The sequence below is a fragment of the Thermocrispum sp. genome (genome assembly GCF_002919275.1).
In the GTDB taxonomy this organism is placed as follows: domain Bacteria; phylum Actinomycetota; class Actinomycetes; order Mycobacteriales; family Pseudonocardiaceae; genus Thermocrispum; species Thermocrispum agreste.
On sequence record NZ_PKFA01000043.1, the window covers coordinates 1 to 21,720 of the forward strand.

Genomic DNA, 21,720 nt, shown 5'->3' on the forward strand with positions numbered 1-21,720 from the left:
CGCTGGCGGTTCTGGCCCTGGATGCTGCTGTTCGCGATGGCCATGGTCGGCCTGGCGACGGCCCAGGACCTGGTGCTGGTCTTCGTGTTCTTCGACCTGACCGCGGTGTGCTCCTACTACCTCATCGGCTTCGACCGATCCGACAGCAAGGCGCGCACCTCGGCGGTGATGGCGCTGCTGGTCACGGTGGTTTCCGCGGTGGCCATGCTGATCGGCGCGGTCCTGCTGTACGCCGCGTACGGCACGTTCGCCATCCCCGAGCTGATCGAGCGAGTCGGGCCGTCGGAAACCACGACGGTCGCGGCCGCCCTGATCGCCGTCGCGGCACTGGCCAAGAGCGCCCAGGTCCCGTTGCACTTCTGGCTGCCGCGCGCCATGGCGGCGCCCACCCCCGTGTCCGCCTACCTGCACTCGGCGGCGATGGTGGCGGCGGGCGTGCTGGTGATCGGCCGGGTGCACCGGCTGCTGGAACGCAGCGAACTGGTGATGACCGGCCTGCTGGTGATCGGTGCTTTGTCGATCGTCGTCGGCGGCGTGTTGGCGCTGCGGTGCGACCGTCTCAAGCAGGTGCTGGCCTACTCCACGATCTCGCAGTACGGCTACATGGTGCTGCTGTACGGCATGGGCAGCAGCACGAGCAACGGCGCCGCCGCCTTCTACGTGATGGCGCACGCCGTCGCCAAGAGCGCCCTGTTCATGACGGCCGGAGCGGTGACCATGGCCACCGGCGAGGATCGGCTGTCGAAACTCGGCGGTCTCGGGCGGCGCATGCCGGTGCTGGCCGTGGCCTCCGCGGTGGCGGCCGCTTCACTGGCTGCGTTGCCGTTGACCATCGGGTTCTTCAAGGACGAGTTGTTCTTCGCCGCGGCCTGGGAGGAAGGGAGCGTCACCACCGTTTTGGCCGTGGTCGCTGCCGCACTGACCCTTGCCTACATCGGACGCTTCTGGGTCACGCTGTTTCTCGGCGCCGAGAAGGGTCAGGTCACCGAGCGGTCCGTCGTCATGGTCGCGCCGGTGGCGTTCCTCGCCGCGGTGACCGTCGTGGGCGGGCTGGTGACGGAGCCGTTCGCCCGGCTGGCGGCGAGTGGGGGCGAGGTGACCGCAGGCAGGCCGGTGGAGGTCGATCCCGGCTACCACCTCGAGCTCAGCCCGGAAAACCTGATGGCGATCGCCGCGTGGACCCTGGGCGGCCTGCTGTTGGCGGCGCCGAGACTCACCACTGTGCTGTCCCGGACCCTGGCGCGTGCCGGTGATCTGTTCGGTCCCCGCCGCGGTTACGAAGCGATGCTGCACGGTCTGGACCGAGCGTCTGCCGGAGTGCACGGGCTCGAGGTTCGTGATTTGCGCAGCAGCATCGCTGCCGTGCTGGTGCCCGCCGGTTTGCTGGTCGGCCTGGCTTTCGCGGCGACGCCCACGGACGGTGCCTTCGCGCTCGGGCACGTCAGCGGCGCCGACTGGGTGATCCTCCCGTTGCTCGGCCTCATCACCGTCGTCACGCTCGTGATCGCGCGCTCCAGGTCGCGACTGGCGATCGCGCTCGCGCTGTCGGTCGTCGGCTTCGCGCTGGCCGCCGTGTACGCGCTGATCGGCGCGCCCGACGTGGCGCTGGTGGCGGTGATGGTGGAGACGATGCTGGCGCTGGTGTTTGTCGCCGCGCTCGCCCGGCTGCCGCAGGAAGAACCCGACGAGGATCGGGGCTCGGTGGTGCGCAGGAAACGCCGCAGGCGTGACGTGGTCGCCGGATCGATCGCGGGGCTCGCCGCCTTCGTGACGGTGTGGGGCTTCTTGTCCAAACCGGCTGCCGAGAGTGTGTCCGACGACCACATCCGACTGGCTCCGGAGGCACATGGCGGCGACGTGGTGACCGCCATCGTCGCCGACTTCCGTGGCCTGGACACGCTGGTGGAGATCACCGTGCTGCTGGTCGCCGTGATCGGTGTGGCCACGCTGATGCGCAGGGGGAAGACATGGTGAGGCGTAGCGGTCGCGGCGCGGCCCCGGACTCGGTCGTCCGGGTCGTCGCGCGCATGCTGCCTGCCCCGAGCGTGATGGTGGCCGCGGCGCTGATCGTCAAGGGTTACGCGGAGGTCGGGGACGGGTTCGCCGCCGGCGTGATCGTCGCGCTCGCGGTGTCGTTGACCTACGTCGCGGTCGGTGCGGACGGCGCGGAAGCCGTGCTGCCGGTGCTGCGGCATGCCCCCAAGATCGCCGTCACCGGGTTGCTGCTGGCGCTGGCCAGTGGTTTCTTCCCGCTGGTGTACGGCGAGGAACCGGTGTCGCATCAGCCGGCGCCGGGCGAGCCGCTGACCAAGTTCGGCAAGCTCGAACTGTTCACCCAGCTGCTGATGGACATCGGCGTGTTCCTGCTGGTGGTCGGCGTGCTGGTGATGTTGTTGCACCAGTTCGGCCGGTTGCGCGGAGAGGAGAAGTCATGATCATCGCCTTCGCGCTGGCCACCGCCGTGTTGTTCGGATCCGGTGCCTACCTGCTGCTCAAGCGGGACCTGGTGCGAATGGTCGCGGGCATCATGCTGATCTCCCAGGCGGCCGTGCTGACCATCATCGCCTCGAGCCTCAACCGTGGGCAGGCGGTGATCCACGTCGGGCCGGATGACGACCCGAGCGACCCGCTGCCGCAGGCATTGGCGTTGACCGCGCTGGTCATCGGGCTGGCGACGGTGGCGTTGCTGCTGGCCATGGTGCACCGCGTCGTGGTGGTCTTCCGCACCTCCGAGCAAGATGCGCTTGCCGCGACCGAGGCCGAGGTCGAGGCCCGTCTCGAGCGCAAGCGGCAGGCCGACCGGGAAGAGGTCGAGGGCGTCGAAGGCGCCAAGGAGGACGACGCGGAGGCCATCGAGCACGAAGAGCTGGGGCGGGTGCGCTGATGCTGCTGTCGATCGCTCTGTTGTTGCCGTGGGTCGCGGGAGCCGTCCTGCTGATCGCCAACGGCCGCAACCGCGCGGTCGCCTGGCTCGCCGTGTCCACCCTGGTCGCGACGCTGGTCGTGCTGGCGTTCCTCGCCGCGGAGGTGTACGGCAACGGCAACGTCCGGGTGGTGACCGGCCACTGGCCCGAAGGCATCGGCATCGTGCTGGAGGCGGACCCGCTCGGGGTGACCTTCGCGCTGCTGTCGGTGTTGGTGGTGACCGCGGCGGCCGCCTACGAGTCGGTCGGCGGTGTGCGCACCAGGACGTTCCCCGGCCTGGTCGTCATCCTCGCCGCCGGCTTGAACGGCCTGTTCGTCACCGCTGACATCTTCTCTTTCTACGTTTTCTTCGAACTGGCCATGACCGCCTCCTACGCGCTCAGCGCATACGGCGGCAAGCGACGGCAGCTGCGTGCGGCTCTGGTGTTCACCGCGGTCAACCTGTTGGGTTCGTTCATCTTCGTGTTCTCGGTGGCCGGTGCCTACCGGGTGACCGGAACGCTGGCGATGGAGCAGATCGCCGAGCGGATGCTGGAAGTCAACCCGAACGCGGTGCTGCTGATCGCGACCGGGTTCTTCATCGCGTTCAGTGTCAAGCTCGGCCTGTTCCCGTTCCACTTCTGGCTGCCGACCGTGTACGCGGGCGCGCGCCCCTCGGTGGCCGCCATCCTCAGCGGCGCGGTGGCCAACATCGGTGCCTACGGTCTGCTGCGCTTCGGTGCAGGGTTGTTTCCGCAGCAGCTGGAACAGGCGGGCCTGGCGCTGATCATCCTCGGCGCGGTGTCGATCCTTTACGGCGGTGTGCTCGCCGTCTCCCGTGGTGACGTGGCCGAGATGTTGGCCTACTCGGCGATCGGCCAGGTCGGCTATGTGCTGGTCGCGCTCGGGGTGGCCGGGCCGGTCGGCCTGGTGGCCGCCGTGCTGTACAGCGTGGTCAACTCGCTGAACAAGGCGTTGCTGTTCCTGGCCTCCGGAGTGCGTGGCGCGCTGGTGGCCGGCGCCTTCGCCATCGGATCGCTCAGTGTGGCCGGGGTGCCGCCCGCGGCGGGATTCGTCGGCAAGCTGGAGCTGTTCCGGACCGGCATCCTGGCCGACAGCACCGCCTTGATCGTCCTCCTGGTGGCAGGCAGCGCGCTGTCGCTGGTCTACATGTTCCAGGTCTATCAGCGCTGCTTCTGGCGAGCCGATCCTGCGAAGGCCAAAGCCAGCCCGCTGCCGCAGCGACTGATCGCTGCGGGGCTTGCGGTGCTGGTGCTGGCCGGGGCGTTGTGGCCGGAACCGCTGCTGGCGTTGAGCGGGCAAGCGGTGGAGTCGTTGACGTCGTCCAGCCCGGGAGCGTCGTGATGGGCAAACAAGGAGGAATCCTCGGGCCGGTGGTGCGGATCGTGGTGCTCACCGCGATCTACCTGATGGTGCTGACCAGCATCGACCCGGCGGACATTCTCGTCGGTGTGCTGCTGGCGACGGCCCTGGTGCTGGCGGGCCGCAACGTCGGGATCATCCGAACCCGGTCGCAGACCCCGTTGCCGCGCAGGCTGGCCGGCGTGCCCGCGCTGATCGGCGGAACGCTGATCGACCTGGTCACCGGAACGTGGAAGACAGCGCGGTGGCTGATCCGCCGCGAGGTGGCGAAGTCGGACCTGGTCGAGGTGCCGATCCCGCCGCACGGCGGGCCGCAGTCCGCCGCCGCGTGGGGAGTCCGGGTCGGCTTCGTGCCGGACACCGTTGTCGTCGAGATCGACGAGGAGAAGGGACGCATGCTGCTGCACGTCATCGACGCGACCGACCCGGACGCGGTGGTCGCCGAGCAACTCGACACCTACCGACGGCGGCAACGCCGCGTGTTCCCGTGATCCGCCGTGCCTGACTTCATCGTCGTTCCCGCGCTGTTCTGGGTGACGTTCCTGCTCATCGCCGGTGGCGTCGCGCTGGTGCGCGCCCGGAACGTGCTGCAGCGCGTGGTGGCGCTGGACCTGCTGGCGATCATCGTCATCGCGCTGCTCGCGCTGCTGTGTTACCTGCGCGGTCAGCCGTTCTACTTCGATGCCGCGGTGGCGCTGGCGTTGCTGTCGTTCGTGTCGACCGTCGCCGCCGCCCGCTACCTCGACCAGGGAGGTCCGTTCGGATGATCTCGATCGTGCTCGAGGTGGTCGGTGGTCTGCTGTTGCTGATCGGGCTGGTGCTGCTGACCATCAGCGTGCTGGGTGTCCTGCGCCTGCCCACCGTCCTCGGGCAGTTGCACGCGCAGGGCCTGGCCACCGGTCCGGGCATCATCTGCATCCTTGCTTCGTCGATCGCCACCGAGGACATCCGGATCATCACGTTCGCCGCGCTGGCCATCGTGTTCGTCGCGTTGACGTCGCCGGTGTCCAGCCACGCGATCGCGCGCACCGCGCACCGGCGCCGCACCGCGCGGAAAGCCCAGGAAAGCGCGGAGGACAAGACGACGGAGAGCTGATCACGTGCGGTAGCCTCGCAGCGTGCCTGGGGAACAATCGTTACGGCTGCGTGCGCCCAAGAATCTGGTGGACCGGCGTGCGGTGACCTGGTGGACCGTGCGGGCATTGCTGGACGTCGTGCCGGTCGCCGTCGTGCTCGGTGTGCTTGCGGCCGTGCTCGAGGAGCCGCGGCCCTGGCTGGTCGCCGCGCTCGTCGCGACGCTGGTGGTCGGCATCCCGTACGTCTTGATCATGCCCCGCTGGCGTTACCGCGTGCATCGCTGGGAGAGCACCGACGAAGCCGTCTACGCCAGGTCCGGGTGGCTGTGGCAGGAATGGCGCGTCGCGCCGATGTCCCGGATCCAAACCGTCGACACCGTCCGTGGTCCGCTGCAGCAGCTGTTCCGGTTGTCCACGCTGACCGTCACCACGGCGTCGGCCAAGGGCGCGATCAAGATCGACGGCCTGGACCATGAGCTCGCCGCCGACCTCGTCGCCCGGTTGACCGCGATCGCGCAGGCCACCCCGGGAGACGCGACGTGACCGACGCCGAAGACATCGCCTGGCAGAAGCTGGACAAGCGCACGCTCGGCGTGACCACGGCCGGGATGCTGGGTGTCTGCGTCGCGATCGGTGTACCGGTCACCAGCGGATTGATCAACAACGACGCCCTGCCGGTGCCGCTGGTGCTGTTGTTGGTGCTCTCCGGCGTCGTCGTGGTCGTCGGTGCCGTAGTGCTCTACGACTACCTGCGGATCCGCAAGACCTGGTTCCGCGTGACCGACGAGAAGGTCGAGCTGCGCACCGGGATCCTGCGGCGGCAACACCGCGCGGTGCACCGCGAGCGGATCCGCACCGTCGACGTCCACGCCCACCCGTTGTACCGCGTCTTCGGCGTGGCCAAGGTGCACATCGGGACGGGCGAGCACGCCGAGTCCGAGGGGAGCCAGCTCACCCTGGACGCGGTCAGCCGTTCGTTCGCGGACATGCTGCGGGACGACCTGCTCACTCGGCCCGCGCCCACCGTGGACAGCGACGAACCCGTCGGCGAACCACCGCCGGTGCTCGCCGAGTTCGACCTCGGCTGGCTCCGCTACGTGCCCGTGAGCATCTGGCCCGGCGTGCTCGGCGTTGCCGCCTGCGGTGTGGCCTGGCAGATCACCGACTGGTTCGGCCTTCGCGACTCCGTCCTCGGCCAGGCGGCGGAGCTGATCCGTGAGCTGTCGCTGTGGACGGTGATCCCCCTCGCCGTGGTAGTCGTCCTGGTCGTCGGGCTCGTCGCGTCGTTGGCGTTCGGCGTGGAAGCGTGGTGGAACTTCCGGTTGCAGCGGACCGGCGACACGCTCCAGGTTCGCCGCGGGCTGCTCATCCATCGGTCGCTGTCGTTGGCCGAGGACCGGTTGCGCGGTGTGGAGCTGGTGGAACCGTACGGCGCTCGCTTGCTCGGCGGCGGACGGCTGGAAGCGGTGGCGACCGGCATTCGGGACAACAAGCCGGACCAACCAGGGGAGGACACCAAAGTTCTGCTGCCCGAGGCGCCGCGGGAGATCGCCCAGCGCGTCGCGGCGGAGATCCTCCGCGAACCCGAGTCACCGACGACGGCGGACATCACCGGCCACCCGCGAGCCGCGCTGCGCAGACGCTTGGTCTGGGCGGTCGCCGCCGTTGCCGTCGTCGAGGCCGTCCTGGTCGTCATCGGCCTCACGGTGACGTCGATCCTGCTGCACGTGGCGTGGATCAGCGCGCTCGTCCTGCTCCCGGGCGCACTGTTCGTGGCGATCGAGAACTACCGCAACCTCGGCCACGGTCACACCGCGGACTATCTGCTGGTCCGCTACGGCGTCCTGGCGCGACGGACGGCGGCGTTGCGGCGGAGCGGGATCATCGGCGTGACCGTGCGGCAGTCACCGTTCCAGCGACGCTTGGGGTTGGCGGACTTCACGGTGACGACCGCGGCCGGGTCCGGCGCCTTCACCGCCTACGATGCGGATGACGCCGAGGTGCTCGCCGTCGCCTGCCGAGTGGTTCCCGACCTTCTCGATCCCTTCGTGGTGCGCGACTGAGCTACGCTGAGCCAGTACTGGAAAGACTGTTTCCTACTAGGAGCTTCCGTGGCCGCCCGCCCCGCTACCCCCAGCCTGCTGCGCACCATCAACGACCGCAGCGCGTTCGACCTGCTGCTCACCGAGGGGCCGATGACGCGCGTGGAGCTCGGCAAGCGCACCGGCCTGTCCAAGGTCACCGCCTCGCAGCTGCTGGCCAGGCTGCAGCGCCGGGGGCTGGTCGAGGTGGTCGGCTCCCGCTCGGCGGGACGTGGCCCGAGCGCCGAGGTCTACGCGGTGCGGCCGGGGTGTTCGTTCAGCGTCGGGGTCGACCTGAACCCCGACCATGCGGACGTCGCCATCGCCGACGTCACCGGCACCACGGTCGCCCGGCTGCGCCGCCCGGTGAACGGCGCGACCGACCCGAAAGGGCTGATCCACGACACGGTCGCGGAGGTGACCGCCGAGGCCGGGCTGGAGCTGTCGGCGGTCGACCAGGTGGTCATCGGCATGCCCGGCGTGGTCGATCCGGCGACCGGCGACATCCAGCTGTCGTTCGACCTGCCAGGGTGGCACCGCGGGCTGCGCGAGGTGCTGGCCGCCGACCTGGGCTGCGAGCTGACGTTCGAGAACGACGTGAACCTGGCCGCGGTGGCCGAACGTGCTGAGGGGGCCGGGCGCGACGTCGACGACCTGGTCCTGCTGTGGGTCGGGCGCGGTGTCGGTCTGGCCGTCGTGCTCGGTGGCCGGCTCCACCGCGGCGCCACCGGTGCGGCGGGGGAGATCGGCTACCTGCCCATGCCAGGTGTCACGTCGCGCGCACGGGTCGACCGGCCTGCGGAGGGCGCGTTCCAGGGGCTGGTCGGTGCCGGCGCGGTCATGAGGCTGGCCGCCGACCACGGCATCGAGGCACCGGACGCGGCCACGGCGGTCCGGGTGGCCTTGGCGGGCGGGCACGAGGCCTTCCTGCGCGTGCTGGCCGATCGGCTCGCATTGGGGGTGGCTGCGGTGTGTGCCGTCGTCGATCCTGCTCTGGTCATTCTGTCCGGCGAGATCGGCGCCACCGGTGGCGACCAGCTGTGTCGGCTGCTCGCCGGCGGCGTGCGGCACATCGCGCCGGTGCATCCGCGGGTGGTGTCGACCGAGGTCGAGGAGCCGGTGCTGCGCGGCGCGGTCCTGGCGGCGGTGGACCGGGCCCGGCGAGGGTTGTTCAGCTCTGTTACCCAACCGTGACCAGCAAAACTGGAAACGAACTTTACAGTGGTATCCACCCACTGGAAGGAAACCTTTCATTTCCTCGACCTGGAGGTCCGCCGTGGCCAGAACACGTGTCCTCACCGCTCTCTTCGCCGCCGCGAGCCTGGCCATGACCGCCTGCGGCGACGGGGGCGGCGGGAACGAAGCCGACGAGGTGCCGCAGCAGTCCGGTCCCGCCACGATCCGGTTGTGGCTGAACGGGCCGGACACCCCCGAGCCGATGCGGCAGTGGCTGAAAGCCGAGTTCGAGAAGCGGAACCCCGGCTCCAAGCTGGTGATCGAAGAGCAGCAGTGGGAAGGCTTGGTGGACAAGCTGACCACGTCGCTGGGGAGCGCCAAGGAAACACCCGACGTGGTGGAGGTCGGCAACACCCAGGCGGCCACGTTCACCACCGTCGGCGCGTTCGAAGACATCACCGACCTGGTGCCCAAGCTGGGCGGGGACGACCTGCTGCCGAGCTTCGTGGAAGCGGGCAGCGCCGACGGCAAGGTGTACGCGGTCCCGCTGTACGCCGGCTCGGCCTACGTGTTCTACCGCAAGGACCTGTTCGCCAAGTCCGGGCTCGACGTGCCGAAGACGATGGAGGAGTTCGTCGCCGCGGCCAAGAAGCTGAAGCAGGACAACGCGAACGTCTCCGGGTTCTCCGGCTTCTGGCTGCCCGGGCAGGACTGGCGGGACGGCGCCGCCTTCCTGTGGGACGCCGGCGGCGACTTCGCGGTGCAGGAGAACGGCAAGTGGGTCGGCGCGCTCAGCAAGCCGGAGTCGCAGCGGGGCCTGCAGCTGGTGAGCGAGATCTTCCAGGAGGCGTCCGGCGCACCGCGCGACGGCAACGAGGCCCAGCCGGAGGTGCCGTTCTGCGCGGGCAAGGTCGCCATGGCGCTGCGGCCCGGCTGGTTCAGGGGCTCGCTGGCGGACAAGGAGATCGGCTGCCCGGAGATGCTGAAGAAGATCGGTGTGTTCCCGCTGCCCGGTTCCGACGGTGAACCCGCCCCGGTGCTGCTCGGCGGTTCCAACATCGCGATCTCGGCCAAGTCGTCGCACAAGGAACTGGCCCGCAAGCTGGTCGAGCTGATCCTGTCCGACGAGTTCCAGACCCAGTACGCCGAGAACGGCCTGACCCCGGCGAAGCTGTCGCTGGCGGACAAGCTGGGCGACGACGAGTTCGCCAAGGCGACCGCGGAGGCGGTGAGCAACGCCAAGCTCACCCCGGCGGCGCAGGGCTGGGCCTCGGTGGAGGGCGCCCGCATCCTCGAGGATTTGTTCGTCGGCATCGCCCAGGGCGGCGACGTGGCCGCGCTGGCCAAGAAGGCCGACGAAGAGATCACCAAGCAGCTCGCCTCGTCCGAGTGACGGTCATGTCCGCACCTGCTGCGACGGTGCCCGACGAGCGGGCCACCCTGCCGCCGGAGCAGGGTGGCGCCGCTCCCCGCGGGCGGCAGGGACGCGATCCGCGGCGGCGCGGCCTGCTGCCGTACGCGTTCCTGCTCCCCACGCTGGTGGTCCTGCTGGCCGCGCTCGGCTTCCCCCTGGCACGCCAGATCGTCATGTCGTTCCAGGAGTACGGTCTGGCGCAGCAGTTCGGCCGGGAGCCGGAGTGGGTCGGGCTGGACAACTACGAGCAGCTGCTCACCGACGGCTACCTGTGGACGGTGCTGGCCCGCTCGGTGCTGTTCTGCCTGGCGGTCTCCGCGGTGTGCATGGTGGTCGGCATCGCACTGGCGATGCTGATGACCCGCATCGGGCGGCTGCCGCGGCTGATCCTCCAGGTGGCGCTGCTGCTGGCCTGGGCCATGCCGCACCTGGCGTCGCTGACGGTGTGGCAGTGGCTGTTCGACGCGCAGTTCGGGGTGATCAACTGGCTGCTGACCACCCTCGGCCTGGACGGCTTCGCCGGCCACTCGTGGCTGCTGAACCAGCTGTCGTTCTTCGTGGTCGCGGGGATCGTGGTGGTCTGGATGAGCGTGCCGTTCGTGGCCTTCACCGTCTACGCCGGGCTCACTCAGGTGCCCGCGGACGTGCTGGAGGCCGCCGAACTGGACGGGGCGGGCGGCTGGCAGCGGTTCCGCATGGTGACCGTGCCGATCATCCGGCCGGTGCTGCTGATCGTCGGCCTGCTGCAGATCATCTGGAATCTCAAGGTGTTCACCCAGATCTTCGTGCTGCAGGACGCCGGGGGCATCACCAGGGAGACCAACCTGATCGGCACCTACATCTACCGGCTGGGCATCGGCGAAGGACGGTTCGGGCTGGCCGCCGCGGCGTCCTGGTTCATCCTGCTGGTCACCGTCGGGCTGAGCTTGTACTACGTGCGGGTGCTGCTGAAGGAAGAGGCCGCGTCATGATCCGCTCGTCCCGCCGCTGGGTGCTGTCCACGGCCGCCGTGCTGCTGGCGGCGCTGTGGGCGTTCCCGGTCTACTGGATGATCAACAGCTCGTTCCTGCCGCAGAACAGGATCCGCGCCGAGGAGCCGACCTTCGTGCCGGTGGACGGCACGGTGGCCGCCTACGAGCGGGTGTTCGACAGCGGGTTCTTCAGCGCGCTGAAGATGAGCGCCGTCGTCACGCTGATCACCGTGGGAGTCGCGCTGGTGCTGGCGTTCCTGGCGGCGCTGGCGTTGTCCCGGTTCCGGTTCCGCGGCAGACGTAGCTTCCTGGTCGCCGTGCTGGTGATCCAGATGATCCCGGCCGAAGGACTGTTCATCTCCCAGTTCAAGCAGCTGGACGCGTGGGACATGCTGAACACCGTCGGCGGGTTGTCGCTGCTCTACGTCGCCACGCTGCTGCCGTTCACCATCTGGCTGCTGCGCGGCTTCGTCGCGGGCGTTCCGCTGGAGCTGGAGGAAGCGGCCATGGTGGACGGCTGCTCCCGTACCCAGGCGTTCCTGCGGGTGACGTTGCCGCTGCTGGCGCCCGGGCTGGCGGCCGCGGCGGTGTACGGGGTGCTGCAGGCGTGGAACGAGTTCTCGCTCGCGCTGGTCGTGATGACCCGGCCGGAGAACATGACGCTGCCGTTGTGGCTGCGCACGTTCACCGAGGCCAACCGGACCAGCGACTGGGCGGGCATCATGGCCGGCTCGGCGTTGATCGCCGTTCCGGTGATCGTCTTCTTCCTCATCGTGCAAAGGCGGATGACCGCAGGCCTGGTGTCGGGGGCGGTGAAGGGCTGACATGCGATCGGATCTGCGTGAACTTGCGCTGGCGACACTTTTCCCCGGGTTCATCGGGACCTTCGAGCCGCCGGAGTGGGTGCTCCGGCTGGCCGGCGAAGGGCTGGGTGGCGTGGTGCTGTTCGGCCGCAACGTCGATCCGCGGCGGGGTGATGCCGGGGTCGCCGAGCTGACCGGGCAGCTGCACGCGGCGCGCTCGGACCTGCTGGTGGCCATCGACGAAGAGGGGGGTGACGTCACACGGCTGGACGCCGCGGAGGGCTCGTCGTTGCCCGGCAATGCGGCGCTCGGTGCCATCGACGACGTGACGCTGACCCAGCGGGTGGCCGCCGAACTCGGTGAACGCCTGCGGACGTGCGGCATCGACGTGAACTTCGCTCCCGTGGCGGACGTGGACGCCGACGAACGCAACCCGGTGATCGGGGTGCGCGCGTTCGGATCCGATCCGGAGCTGGTGTCGCGGCACGTGAGCGCGTGGGTTCTCGGGCAGCAGGCGCAAGGCGTCGCCGCGGCAGCCAAGCATTTCCCCGGGCACGGCGGCACGGAGGAGGACAGCCACCTGACCACGCCGGTGCTGCGCGACTCGCTGGAGGACGTGCGGCGGCAGGCGTTGCCGCCGTTCCGGGCCGCGGTCAAGGCCGACGTCAAGCTGGTGATGACCGCGCACATCCTGATGCCAGCCGTGGACCCGGGCGCTCCGGCGACGTTGTCCCGTGAGATCGTCACCGGTCTGCTGCGGGAGGAGCTGGGCTTCGACGGCGTGGTGGTCACCGACGGCCTCGACATGCACGCCATCAGCCGCACGGTCGGCCATGCCGAGGCGGCGGTGCTGGCGCTGCAGGCCGGGGTGGACGCGCTGTGCATCGGGGGAGACACCGTGGAGCCCGGCCGGGTCGAGGAGATGGCCGCGGCGATCGTCGGTGCCGTCGAGTCGGGGCGGCTGTCCGGTGACCGGCTGGCCGAAGCGGCCGAGCGGGTGCGCTCCCTGGCGCAGTGGTGCCGCAATGCGGACCGGGCGGACGAGTCGTTGCCCGCGGCCAGCATCGCCGCCAAGCAGGCCGTTCGTGCGCACGGCGACGTGGCGCTCACCGACCCGCCGTTGGTGCTCGAGCTGTGGGAAGGACCGTCGGTGGCCGCCGGCAACGTCCCGTGGGGGGTCGGGGCGTTGCTGGCGGCCAGGTTGCCCGGCACCGAGGTGGTGCGGTTGACCGCCGAGGACTGCGACGTGACGCAGGTGCTTGCGGCCTACCCGGACCGCCGGGTGGTGATCTGCGTGCGCGAAGCCCGGCGGCTGCCCTGGCAGGTTCGCGTGGTGCAGGCGGCGCGAGCCGTGCGGCCGGACCTGGTGGTGGTCGACCACGGCATCGGCTCACCGCCGGAGGTGCTGGGTGACAACTACGTGCTGGCCTTCGGCGCCTCGCGGATCACCGCGGAGGCGGCGAGCCGGCTGATGGCCGGCTGACCTCACGCCTGCCATCGGCCACGCGGCGCACGTCAGGCGAGCGCGGCGTCCAGGGTGATGGTGGTGCCGCTCAGCGCCTGGCTCACCGGGCAATTGGCTTTGGCGTTCTCCGCGGCGGCCAGGAAATCCTCCTCGCTCATGCCCGGAACCGTGCCGCGGACCGTCAGCTTGATGCCGGTGATGCCTTCGCCGGGCTGGAAGGTGACGTCAGCGGTGGTGTCCAGTGCCTGCGCGGGCGTGCCCGCCTGAGCCAGGACGTTGGACAGGAACATGGAGAAGCAGGCCGAGTGCGCGGCGGCGATCAGCTCCTCGGGGCTGGTCAGGCCGCCCGGTTCCTCGGCACGGGCTGCCCAGGTCACGTCGAACGGGCTCAGATCCGAGGAGCGGGGCGTGGTGCGGCCGGAGCCCTCGAACAACGTGCCTTCCCAGTGCGTGCTGGCCGTGCGAACGGTGGCCATTGCGGACTCCTCTCGGTGTGCGGCTGTCCCGCTTCCCACCGTACGGCCGGGCGCCCGGATCGGCTCGGCGAAAGAGTTCCACTTTTCGGACGCGCTGTGTAACGGAATGTTTCCGCGTTGTGAAGACTGCTGGCGCAATCATGCCAGTGGCGTGGAGGAGCTTCGTGGTGCCCGTGACCGGTGCCACGATGCAGGTCACATCCGGACGGTCATCGTGCGTTGAGGAGTGCTGACATGACGCAGGCCAAGCGTTCGCACACCACCGAGCACGGCTGGTCGGCCCAGGCGCGGCAGGCCGAGCAGCTCCGGCGGGAAGCGGAAGCGGGCAGAGCGGTCCTCACGGTCGCCAGTCACAGCACCGACGCCAACGAGTGCCGGGAACTCCTCGAGATGCTCGGCCTGGAGCCGAGCCTGGCGCGTTCCCGCTGACGGAGTCGCACTCGCAGGTCACCACCAGAGCGCCGGATCGACGGCGCGGAGTCGCCCCCACGCCGGATCGGGCCTGACAAGGCTGACGGGTCACGCCGTCATTCGCCGGAGCGCCCGCCGATCAAGGCGGACAGCCGGCGTGCGGCGGCACGCACCGGCTCGGCGAGCTCCGGCCATTGTCGCCCGCACGGCCGGTCGCCGTCGCAGACGTGGCGAAAGGTCATGCTGATCGCGGCGATCGGGTGGGCCGAGTGGTCCAATACCGGGTAGGCCACCGACGCGAACCCGGGCGTGACGAATCCGTCTTCCACCGACCAGCCCAGTCGCCGCTCGTGATCGAGCAGCCTGCGCAGGTCGGCCAGGTGGCGCGGCCCGCGCGAGGTGCGCATGACGAAATCGCGGCTGCTCGGGAACAGCGCGCGCACCTGCGCGCGGGGGAGGCGGGCGAGCATGCAGCGGCCGGACGCGGTCAGCTGTGCCGGGAGCCGCACGCCGACGTCGGTGACCAGGCCTTCCGGCCTGGCCGGGCGTTCCTTGATCAGATACAGCGACTCGTTGCCGTGCAGCACGCCCAGGTGCGCGGTGTGCCCCTGCGCGTCCACCAGCTCGCGCAGGATGGGCCCGGCGAGCCGCTCCAGCGGTTCGTGACGCAGGTAGGCCGAGCCGAGTTCGAAGGCGGCGATCCCCAGGCCGTAGCGGCGCTGCTCCGGGAGGTGCACGACGAATCCGGCGGCGGCCAGCTCCGACAGCAGGTGGTAGGTGGTCGACCGCGGCAGCCCGAGCTGGCGGGCGATCGTGGCCGCCGACTGCGGTCCCGCGTGGGTGGCGAGCAGGCGCAAGATCGCCAGGCCTCGGCGCAGGGCCGGCACGTCGCTGCTGCTTCCCATTGATTCCCGTCGCTTCGCGTCTTTCGCCGCCGTGTCGAGCGCCATCGTATGACCTGGTCAGGAACCGGGCCGTGGGTTGCGGTGCGGGTGCCACGTCCGGCTTCGGCGTCGCCGGATCTCTTGACGGTGTGACTGCAACCACTTACCTTCCGGATACCAAATACGAAACTCAGCACACGAGGTGTCCGGATGTCCTTAGACGCTGTGAAGCCTGCGCTCGACGCTGCGCAGCCGGGGTCTGCCGCCGGCGGGCGGACGGGCCTGCGCAAGACACTGGGACTGCTCGACGTGATCGCCCAGAGCATCTCGGTCATCGCGCCCGCCATGTCCGGCGCGTTCCTGACCTACCTGGCGTCGACCAAGGCAGGTGGCGCCACGCCGTTGGCCTACCTGCTCGGCACGTTGGCCATGCTGTGTGTGGGGATGGTGGTGGCGCAGTTCGCCACCCGGGTCTCGTCGGCCGGGTCGCTCTACACCTACATCACGCAGGGTCTGAGCAGGGGAGCGGGCTTCGTCGCCGGCTGGTGCTACGCCGCTGCGTTCTTGATCCTGGGCGGAGCGGTGATGGCCGGTTTCGGGTTCTTCACGTCCTCGCTGGTGGCCTCCGTGCTGGGGCTTGCCGAGCCGGTCAGCTGGTTCTGGTTCTTCGCGTTCGGCCTGGTGGTGTGCGCGCTGTTGTCGATGTTCGACGTCAATCTGTCCACCCGCAGCCAGCTGCTGTTCGCCGTGCTGACCATCGGCGGGATGCTGGTCGTTTCGTTCGTCGTGATCAGCATCGGGTCGCCGGAGACCAGTGTCCTGGACGGCGTGACCAAGATCGACAACCCGGGGACGTCGTGGGATGCGGGGGCGTTCTCGCCGAGCGCTGCCGGTGTGTCGTGGACCGGCATCTTCTTCGGATTGTCGTTCGCGATGCTCAGCTACACCGGTGCCGAGGCGTGCGCGGTGCTCGCCGAGGAGACCCGGGATCCACGCCGCAACATTCCGCGTGCCGTCATCGGATCCATTCTGCTGGGCGGCGCGATCTACCTGGTGATCACCTACGCGACCTCGATCGGCTTCGGGGTGCGGCAAGCCACGCAGGACTGGCCGGCCAGCGTTGCCGGGCTGGCCGCGGTCGCCCCGTCCACCGCATTGGGCAACGTGGTGCTTGCGGCCGCCGCAGCCGCCAGCTTCTTCTGTGCGCTCGGTGTGCACACCGCGGTGTCCCGCGTCCTGTTCGCGATGGGGCGGGAGCGGGTGCTGCCCGGGTGGTTCGGCCAGCTGCACCCGCGCTTCCGGACGCCGTGGCACTCGATCCTGTTCACGCTCGTGGTCTGGTTCGGCATGGTGATGGGATCGGTCTGGTCGACCAGCAGGCAGACCCAGGTGGGGGTGTCCGGTGTCGACGACCCGACGACGGGCGGTGTCTACGCCTTCTCGTGGCTTGCCACCCTCGGCACGCCTTTGGTCATGTTCGTGTATCTGCTGGTCGGCGTCGCCGGAATCGTCTACGGCGTGCGGACCCGGCAGAAGGGATTCGTCATCTTCGGCGTGCCGGCGACCGCCGCGGGCGGCATCGCCGTCTTCGGTGGCCTCTACTACTCCTTCGTCGAGGCCGAGCCGGGTGTGCCGATCCCGTTCGTGATGCAGATCGTGCCGTGGGCGTGCCTGGCGCTGGTGATCGCGGCGGTGGCTGTCGGTGCCTGGCTGAAGCGCGCACGGCCACGAACGTGGCAGAACATGGGCGCGATCTTCGACGAGGAATAGTTTCACCGGCTCGTCCAGGGGTCCGTCCGCCACGCGACCCCTGGACGAGGTCTTGCTTCAGTTCTTCTCGCGCGGACGCACGATGGCGTCGACCTCGATCTCCACCATCATCCCCGGCATGGTGAGGCCGGCCTGGACCGCGGTCGCCACCGGCTGGATGCCGGCGAACACCTCGCCGTGGGCCCGGACGTACTCGCCGGCCTGGCTCAGATCGGAAAGGTAGGCGCGGGTCCGCACCACGTCGGCCATGGTGGCGCCGGCTTCGTCCAGCAGCCGGGCGATCCGGTCGAACACGAATCGCGTCTGGGCGTAGGTGTCTCCCGGTGCGTGCAGGCGTCCGGACGGCTCGACGGCCGTGGTACCAGCGACGAACACGTGATCACCGACGCGGCGCAGCCGGGCGTAGTTGCCTGCCGCTTCGAAACGGCCTCCGCCGGAAAGGGTGAGGTCGATCATGCCGGGAACCTCCTCTGTGCCATGCCCACGGTCTTTCGCATACGATGTACAAAAGGACGATCTCTCCGTTGGGGTCCGAGGAAGCGTGATCGTGATGTCCGCTGCGATGAAGCCGATCGGCAGGCCGAACGAAACCCTGGCCGACATCGCCTACCAGCGCATTTCCGAAGCGTTGCTGTCGGGCGAGATCGAGCCGGGGGAGCGTTTGGTGATGGACACGCTTGCCGAGCAGCTGGACATCTCGCGAACGCCGGTACGCGACGCCCTGTTGCGGCTGCAGCGCGAGGGCCTGGTGTCTCCGGCCGGCCGGCGCGGATTCGTGGTGAGCAAGGTCTCCGAGCAGGACGTCGTGCACCTCTATCAGGCGCGTGAGGCCGTGGAAGGGTACGCGGCACGCAGGGTCGCGGAGATCGGCGGGGAAGCCATCGACAAGGTCGAGAAGACGGTGCGCTCCATGGAAGGGATCGACATGACCGATCCGCGCGCGGTCTACACCGCGAACATGGAGATCCACCGCACGATCGTCGAGGTCACCGGCAACCCGACGCTGCTTGAGCTGTTCGACCAGATCTGGCTGCGCGCCCGCGGGCAGGTGGCGTTCGCCGACTACCTGGCCCACGACAAGCGCCGCACGTCGGTCACCGAGTCGCACCTGCCGCTGGTCGAGGCGCTGCGCGCCGGGTCCGACGCGGCGTTCGCCGGCATGCGCAAGCACATCGCCGAAGGGCTGCAGGTCCACCGCGCCTGAGGCGGCGGGCACCGGCTCGATCCTCATGCCGTGACCCCCGGCTTGCCTTGTGACATCGTACCAAATACGGTATACGAAATTGAGAATCCTGTCAGCCCGGGAGGTTGTTCACATGTGCGGTATCTCCGGCAGAGTGCGCTACGACGCCGGGGCCGTCGGCGCCGACATCGTCGAGCTGGCCGCGTGCATGCGCCATCGCGGTCCCGATTCCACCGGTTTCGCGGTGTACGGGGTTCCCCGCGAACGCGGTTACGTGGTCCGCGGCTTCCTGGACGACCGCGCCGACCTGGATGCCACGCTGCAGGCATTCACCGACACCACCCGGGAGTTCGGCAGTGACCTGCTCGCCGATCCGACGTGGGACGAGAGCGGTCAGCGGCACGTTCTTTGGCGGGCCGAGGTGGACGAGATCGCCGACCTGGCGCGCTGGGTGGAACAGGTGGAGGCCCGCCCGGGTGTCGAGCTGCTGTCGGTCGGCCGGGCGCTCGAGGTGATCAAGGACGTCGGCGACGCGCGCGCGGTGGACGACAAGCACCGGGTCTCCGAGCTGCGCGGCACGCACGCGCTGTCCAACATGCGCCTGGCCACCGAGTCGCTGGTGTCCCCGATCGCCAGCCATCCGTTCTGGGCGCGGCCGTTCCCGGACGTCTGCATCGTGCACAACGGCCAGCTCACGAACTACTACCGGTGGAGGCGCCGCCTGGAGCGCGAGGGCTATCGGTTCGTCAGCGAGAACGACTCCGAGCTGATCGCGGTGTGGAACTCGGTGCAGATGAAGAACGGCGCCAGCCTCCGGGAATCGCTGGTGCGCAGCCAGTCGGCGCTCGACGGGGTGTTCACCTATCTGCTCGGAACGCCGGACGGCATCGGCATGGCCAAGGACAGGTGGGCGATCAAACCGCTGGCCGTCGTCGCCGCCGACGACGGGATCGCCATCGCGACCGAGGAGCAGGCGTTGCGCAGCTTGTACGTCGACGAGGTGGACGTGCGCAACTTCGACGAACCCCTGATGACGCATGTGTGGGGTCTGCGCCCCGACGAAGACGAGGGAGGGCTAGCGGCATGACCGCCGAGACCGTCGAGCACGCCGGAGTGCTCGAGATCGTGGCCGGCGACCGGCCGATCCGGGAAGTCAACCAGGAGATCCGCGCGGCCGTCGCCGCCGGGCGGGACGTGGTCGTCGAGCGGCCGATGTCGCGGCACAACCTCGCGGTCGCGCTCAGCGGTGCCGGTTCGGTGACCTTCCGCGGCAGCGTCGGCTATTACTGCGGCGGCCTGAGCAACGGCGGCCGGATCGTCGTCGAGGGCAACTCCGGCTGGGGCACCGGCGAGGGGCTGGCCGACGGGCACATCACCGTGCACGGCAACGCGGGCATGAGCCTCGGCGCGGCCATGCGCGGCGGCACCATCCACGTCAAGGGCAACGCCGGTCCCCGGTGCGGTGTCGCGCAGAAGGCCGGAAACATCGTGGTCGAGGGCAACGTCGGGTACTCGACCGGGTTCATGGGCCACGGCGGCCGGGTCATCTGCCTGGGCGATGCGATCGGGTCGGTCGGCGACTCGCTGTGGGAAGGCAGCGTCTGGGTTGCCGGTGAGATCCGGACCCTCGGCGTCGACGCCAAGGTGATCACCCCGAGCGCCGAAGAAGTCGCCGAGGTGGAGTCGCTGCTGTCCGGGCTGGGCGTGGACGCCGCCGGGTGCGACTGGAAGCAGGTCGTGTCCGGTCAGAAGCTCTGGTACTTCGAGGCAAGGGATGCGAAGAAATGGCTGATGATCTGAGCGTGCGCAACGGGCAGCAGGCCGCGGAGGAGCTGATCGCCTTCGGTGACGGAGCGGACGCTGCGCGCCCGGCGGGGATCACCTCGTCGTATGCGGAAGGGCGTTCCTCGCGGTGGCAGCGGGAGGTCATCGCCGACATCCACGCGAAAGCGCAGCTGGGACGGTATCAGCTGCGCGGCTTCTCCACGTTCCAGCGCAACCTGCCGACGTTCGACGACCTGGTGTTCCAGCCGGCCACCATGACGCGATTGCCGCTGGAGGGCTACCGGGAGCAGTGCGACACCACCACGGTGCTCGGCGACGGCCTCGGCAAGGCGGAGAAGCCGATCACCCTGGACATCCCGATCTACATCGCGGCGATGAGTTTCGGCGCGCTGTCCGCCACGGCCAAGGCGGCACTGGGGCGTGGTGCCAGGAAGGCGGGCACCATGACCTGCACCGGCGAGGGCGGGATGCTGGAGGAAGAGCGCGAGGAGAACCGGACGCTGGTCTACCAGCTGACCCCGGCCCGCTACATGGTCGATCTGGAGCACGTGCGCCGAGCCGACGCCATCGAGCTGGTGGTCGGCCAGGGCGCCAAGCCGGGCACCGGCGGTTTGCTGCTCGGCATGAAAGTCTCCGAGCGGGTGGCCCGCATGCGGTCGCTGCCGCAGGGCGTGGATCAGCGCTCGACCTGCAGGCACCCCGATTTCCTGGGCGCCGACGACATGGCGATCAAGATCGAGGAACTGCGCGAGGCGACGGACTACCGGGTGCCGATCTTCGTGAAGATGGGCGCCACCCGGCCGTACTACGACACCGCGGTCGCGGCCAAGACCGGCGTGGACGTCATCGTCCTGGACGGCATGGAAGGCGGTACCGGTGCGTCGCCCGAACTGCTGCTGGACCACACCGGAGTGCCGACGCTGGCAGCCATCCCCGCGGCCAGGAGGGCGCTGGACGACACCGGGATGAGCGGCAAGGTGAAGCTCGTCGCGGCGGGTGGCATCCGGTCCGGTGCGGACGTCGCGAAGGCGCTCGCGCTGGGTGCCGACTGCGTGATGATCGGCACCGCGGCGCTCATGGCGCTGGGGTGCAACTCCCCGCGCTACATCGAGGACTACCGCAAGCTGGGCACCGAGCCGGGCGCGTGTCACCACTGCCACACCGGACTCTGCCCGGTCGGCGTGGCCACCCAGGATCCGGTGCTGTCCGAGCGGGTCGACGTGGAGGCGGCGTCCGAGCGCATCTACCGGTTCCTCACCGCATTGACCATGGAGGCCACGCTGCTGGCCAAGGCGTGCGGCAAATCCAGCGTGCACAACCTGGAGCCGGAGGACCTGCGCGCCCTCACGCTGGAGGCGAGCGCCTTCACCGGTATCCCGCTGATCGGGGCCGACAAGCCGTTCAGCTGGTAGTGGCAGACCCACGGGGTGGGGCGGCGCGCCGAGGCGTTGCCCTGCCCCGTGACCCATGCGCTGACGCAGTGGAACGGGAGCGGCAAGCCCTTTCCTTATCTATATAGGGGCAGGATCTATGTAGGGGCAGGCCCTTTCCTTACCTATATAGGGAAGGGCCGGGCATCTGTGCGGGGAAGGGCTGGGTGCTCTTGTCGGTAATGGGTGCGCCTCGCTCCCCTTCGCCCGGTGGACGGGAGTGGGCCGGTTGCTGAGCCGGTCCCTGCCTCGGTTCGTTTTTGCGCGGACTGCTGGCGGGAAGCAGGCAACGTCGGACCGGTGAGCCGACTGGCGCAGCCCCGTGGTCGGCGAGCGGCCTCGTGCTCTCTTCCGGTGGCCGACCGGAAGCAGAGAAAGCCGGTCCTGGGTACGGTGAACCGGCCTGCCGGGTCCGTGGGCAGGGGACAGGGTCGAAGCGCTGGTCTCCCGCGGACGCCTGGCCGGATGTGGGAGGTTCGATGGGGCCTGCCGGGTCTGTGACCGGGCC

At 69.5% G+C, this 21,720-nt stretch carries 23 protein-coding genes; 20 read left to right on the forward strand and 3 right to left on the reverse strand.

All coding sequences use genetic code 11. The annotated features are described in order from the left end of the window. From mbhE to CXP56_RS09400, 14 genes are all read left to right on the forward strand, one after another. Nucleotides 1–1,974 (forward strand): hydrogen gas-evolving membrane-bound hydrogenase subunit E (gene mbhE / locus CXP56_RS09335; RefSeq protein ID WP_286900768.1); only part of this gene is annotated, 1,974 nt, incomplete at its 5' end. Then, the gene (locus tag CXP56_RS09340) at nucleotides 1,968–2,435 is read left to right on the forward strand and encodes an MnhB domain-containing protein (RefSeq protein ID WP_038044552.1); all 468 of its coding nucleotides are present in this window, start codon (nucleotides 1,968–1,970) and stop codon (nucleotides 2,433–2,435) included. The genes mbhE and CXP56_RS09340, both read left to right, overlap by 7 nt. Next, nucleotides 2,432–2,884, forward strand: coding sequence for a sodium:proton antiporter (locus CXP56_RS09345; protein WP_051309806.1), 453 nt, complete (start codon nucleotides 2,432–2,434; stop codon nucleotides 2,882–2,884). Before CXP56_RS09340 ends, CXP56_RS09345 begins: the two co-directional genes overlap by 4 nt. Beyond that, a complete protein-coding gene (locus tag CXP56_RS09350; protein WP_286900771.1) occupies nucleotides 2,884–4,269 on the forward strand; it encodes a complex I subunit 5 family protein in 1,386 nt (461 codons plus the stop codon). The genes CXP56_RS09345 and CXP56_RS09350 overlap by 1 nt, the downstream gene beginning before the upstream one ends. Next, nucleotides 4,269–4,778 (forward strand): Na+/H+ antiporter subunit E, encoded by a 510-nt coding sequence (locus tag CXP56_RS09355; protein WP_051309803.1) that lies wholly within the window; start codon nucleotides 4,269–4,271, stop codon nucleotides 4,776–4,778. Before CXP56_RS09350 ends, CXP56_RS09355 begins: the two co-directional genes overlap by 1 nt. 6 nt (nucleotides 4,779–4,784) lie before the next feature. After that, entirely contained in the window at nucleotides 4,785–5,054 is a 270-nt protein-coding gene (locus CXP56_RS09360) for an MrpF/PhaF family protein (RefSeq protein WP_028846810.1), read from the forward strand. Beyond that, nucleotides 5,051–5,383: a cation:proton antiporter gene (locus tag CXP56_RS09365; RefSeq protein WP_028846809.1), complete on the forward strand. Its 333-nt coding sequence runs from the start codon at nucleotides 5,051–5,053 to the stop codon at nucleotides 5,381–5,383. Before CXP56_RS09360 ends, CXP56_RS09365 begins: the two co-directional genes overlap by 4 nt. Nucleotides 5,384–5,405: 22 nt before the next feature. Continuing rightward, complete coding sequence (locus tag CXP56_RS09370) at nucleotides 5,406–5,906, forward strand: PH domain-containing protein (RefSeq protein WP_028846808.1); 501 nt, start codon at nucleotides 5,406–5,408, stop codon at nucleotides 5,904–5,906. After that, a complete protein-coding gene (locus CXP56_RS09375; RefSeq protein WP_286900777.1) occupies nucleotides 5,903–7,426 on the forward strand; it encodes a PH domain-containing protein in 1,524 nt (507 codons plus the stop codon). Before CXP56_RS09370 ends, CXP56_RS09375 begins: the two co-directional genes overlap by 4 nt. Nucleotides 7,427–7,474: 48 nt before the next feature. Beyond that, complete coding sequence (locus tag CXP56_RS09380) at nucleotides 7,475–8,638, forward strand: ROK family transcriptional regulator (RefSeq protein ID WP_038044551.1); 1,164 nt, start codon at nucleotides 7,475–7,477, stop codon at nucleotides 8,636–8,638. Nucleotides 8,639–8,720: 82 nt separating this feature from the next. After that, entirely contained in the window at nucleotides 8,721–10,013 is a 1,293-nt protein-coding gene (locus CXP56_RS09385; RefSeq protein WP_038044550.1) for an extracellular solute-binding protein, read from the forward strand. 5 nt (nucleotides 10,014–10,018) lie between these two features. Next, nucleotides 10,019–11,005 (forward strand): carbohydrate ABC transporter permease, encoded by a 987-nt coding sequence (locus CXP56_RS09390; protein WP_038044630.1) that lies wholly within the window; start codon nucleotides 10,019–10,021, stop codon nucleotides 11,003–11,005. Further along, entirely contained in the window at nucleotides 11,002–11,829 is an 828-nt protein-coding gene (locus tag CXP56_RS09395) for a carbohydrate ABC transporter permease (protein WP_028846804.1), read from the forward strand. The genes CXP56_RS09390 and CXP56_RS09395 overlap by 4 nt, the downstream gene beginning before the upstream one ends. 1 nt (nucleotide 11,830) lies before the next feature. Continuing rightward, on the forward strand, nucleotides 11,831–13,291 hold the full coding sequence (locus CXP56_RS09400) for a glycoside hydrolase family 3 protein (protein ID WP_028846803.1): 1,461 nt from the start codon (nucleotides 11,831–11,833) through the stop codon (nucleotides 13,289–13,291). A gap of 32 nt (nucleotides 13,292–13,323) precedes the next feature. On the opposite strand, the gene CXP56_RS09405 is transcribed toward CXP56_RS09400, so the two are convergent. Beyond that, entirely contained in the window at nucleotides 13,324–13,749 is a 426-nt protein-coding gene (locus CXP56_RS09405; RefSeq protein ID WP_028846802.1) for an OsmC family protein, read from the reverse strand. Between the two features lie 234 nt (nucleotides 13,750–13,983). Between CXP56_RS09405 and CXP56_RS09410 the strand changes: the two genes are divergently transcribed. Beyond that, a complete protein-coding gene (locus tag CXP56_RS09410) occupies nucleotides 13,984–14,178 on the forward strand; it encodes a hypothetical protein (RefSeq protein WP_028846801.1) in 195 nt (64 codons plus the stop codon). 98 nt (nucleotides 14,179–14,276) lie between these two features. On the opposite strand, the gene CXP56_RS09415 is transcribed toward CXP56_RS09410, so the two are convergent. Continuing rightward, complete coding sequence (locus tag CXP56_RS09415) at nucleotides 14,277–15,065, reverse strand: IclR family transcriptional regulator (RefSeq protein WP_028846800.1); 789 nt, start codon at nucleotides 15,063–15,065, stop codon at nucleotides 14,277–14,279. A gap of 189 nt (nucleotides 15,066–15,254) precedes the next feature. Between CXP56_RS09415 and CXP56_RS09420 the strand changes: the two genes are divergently transcribed. Beyond that, entirely contained in the window at nucleotides 15,255–16,814 is a 1,560-nt protein-coding gene (locus CXP56_RS09420; protein WP_084608998.1) for an APC family permease, read from the forward strand. Nucleotides 16,815–16,871: 57 nt separating this feature from the next. On the opposite strand, the gene CXP56_RS09425 is transcribed toward CXP56_RS09420, so the two are convergent. Then, nucleotides 16,872–17,270, reverse strand: coding sequence for a Rid family hydrolase (locus tag CXP56_RS09425; RefSeq protein WP_286900782.1), 399 nt, complete (start codon nucleotides 17,268–17,270; stop codon nucleotides 16,872–16,874). Between the two features lie 94 nt (nucleotides 17,271–17,364). Between CXP56_RS09425 and CXP56_RS09430 the strand changes: the two genes are divergently transcribed. The 4 genes from CXP56_RS09430 (at nucleotide 17,365) to CXP56_RS09445 (ending at nucleotide 21,194) form a co-directional block, all read left to right on the forward strand. Next, nucleotides 17,365–18,018: a GntR family transcriptional regulator gene (locus CXP56_RS09430; RefSeq protein ID WP_169725216.1), complete on the forward strand. Its 654-nt coding sequence runs from the start codon at nucleotides 17,365–17,367 to the stop codon at nucleotides 18,016–18,018. A gap of 112 nt (nucleotides 18,019–18,130) precedes the next feature. Further along, the gene (locus tag CXP56_RS09435; protein ID WP_084608995.1) at nucleotides 18,131–19,084 is read left to right on the forward strand and encodes a class II glutamine amidotransferase domain-containing protein; all 954 of its coding nucleotides are present in this window, start codon (nucleotides 18,131–18,133) and stop codon (nucleotides 19,082–19,084) included. After that, a complete protein-coding gene (locus tag CXP56_RS09440; protein ID WP_051309798.1) occupies nucleotides 19,081–19,797 on the forward strand; it encodes a GltB/FmdC/FwdC-like GXGXG domain-containing protein in 717 nt (238 codons plus the stop codon). Before CXP56_RS09435 ends, CXP56_RS09440 begins: the two co-directional genes overlap by 4 nt. Further along, complete coding sequence (locus tag CXP56_RS09445) at nucleotides 19,782–21,194, forward strand: FMN-binding glutamate synthase family protein (RefSeq protein ID WP_084608993.1); 1,413 nt, start codon at nucleotides 19,782–19,784, stop codon at nucleotides 21,192–21,194. The genes CXP56_RS09440 and CXP56_RS09445 overlap by 16 nt, the downstream gene beginning before the upstream one ends. Nucleotides 21,195–21,720 lie beyond the last annotated feature (526 nt).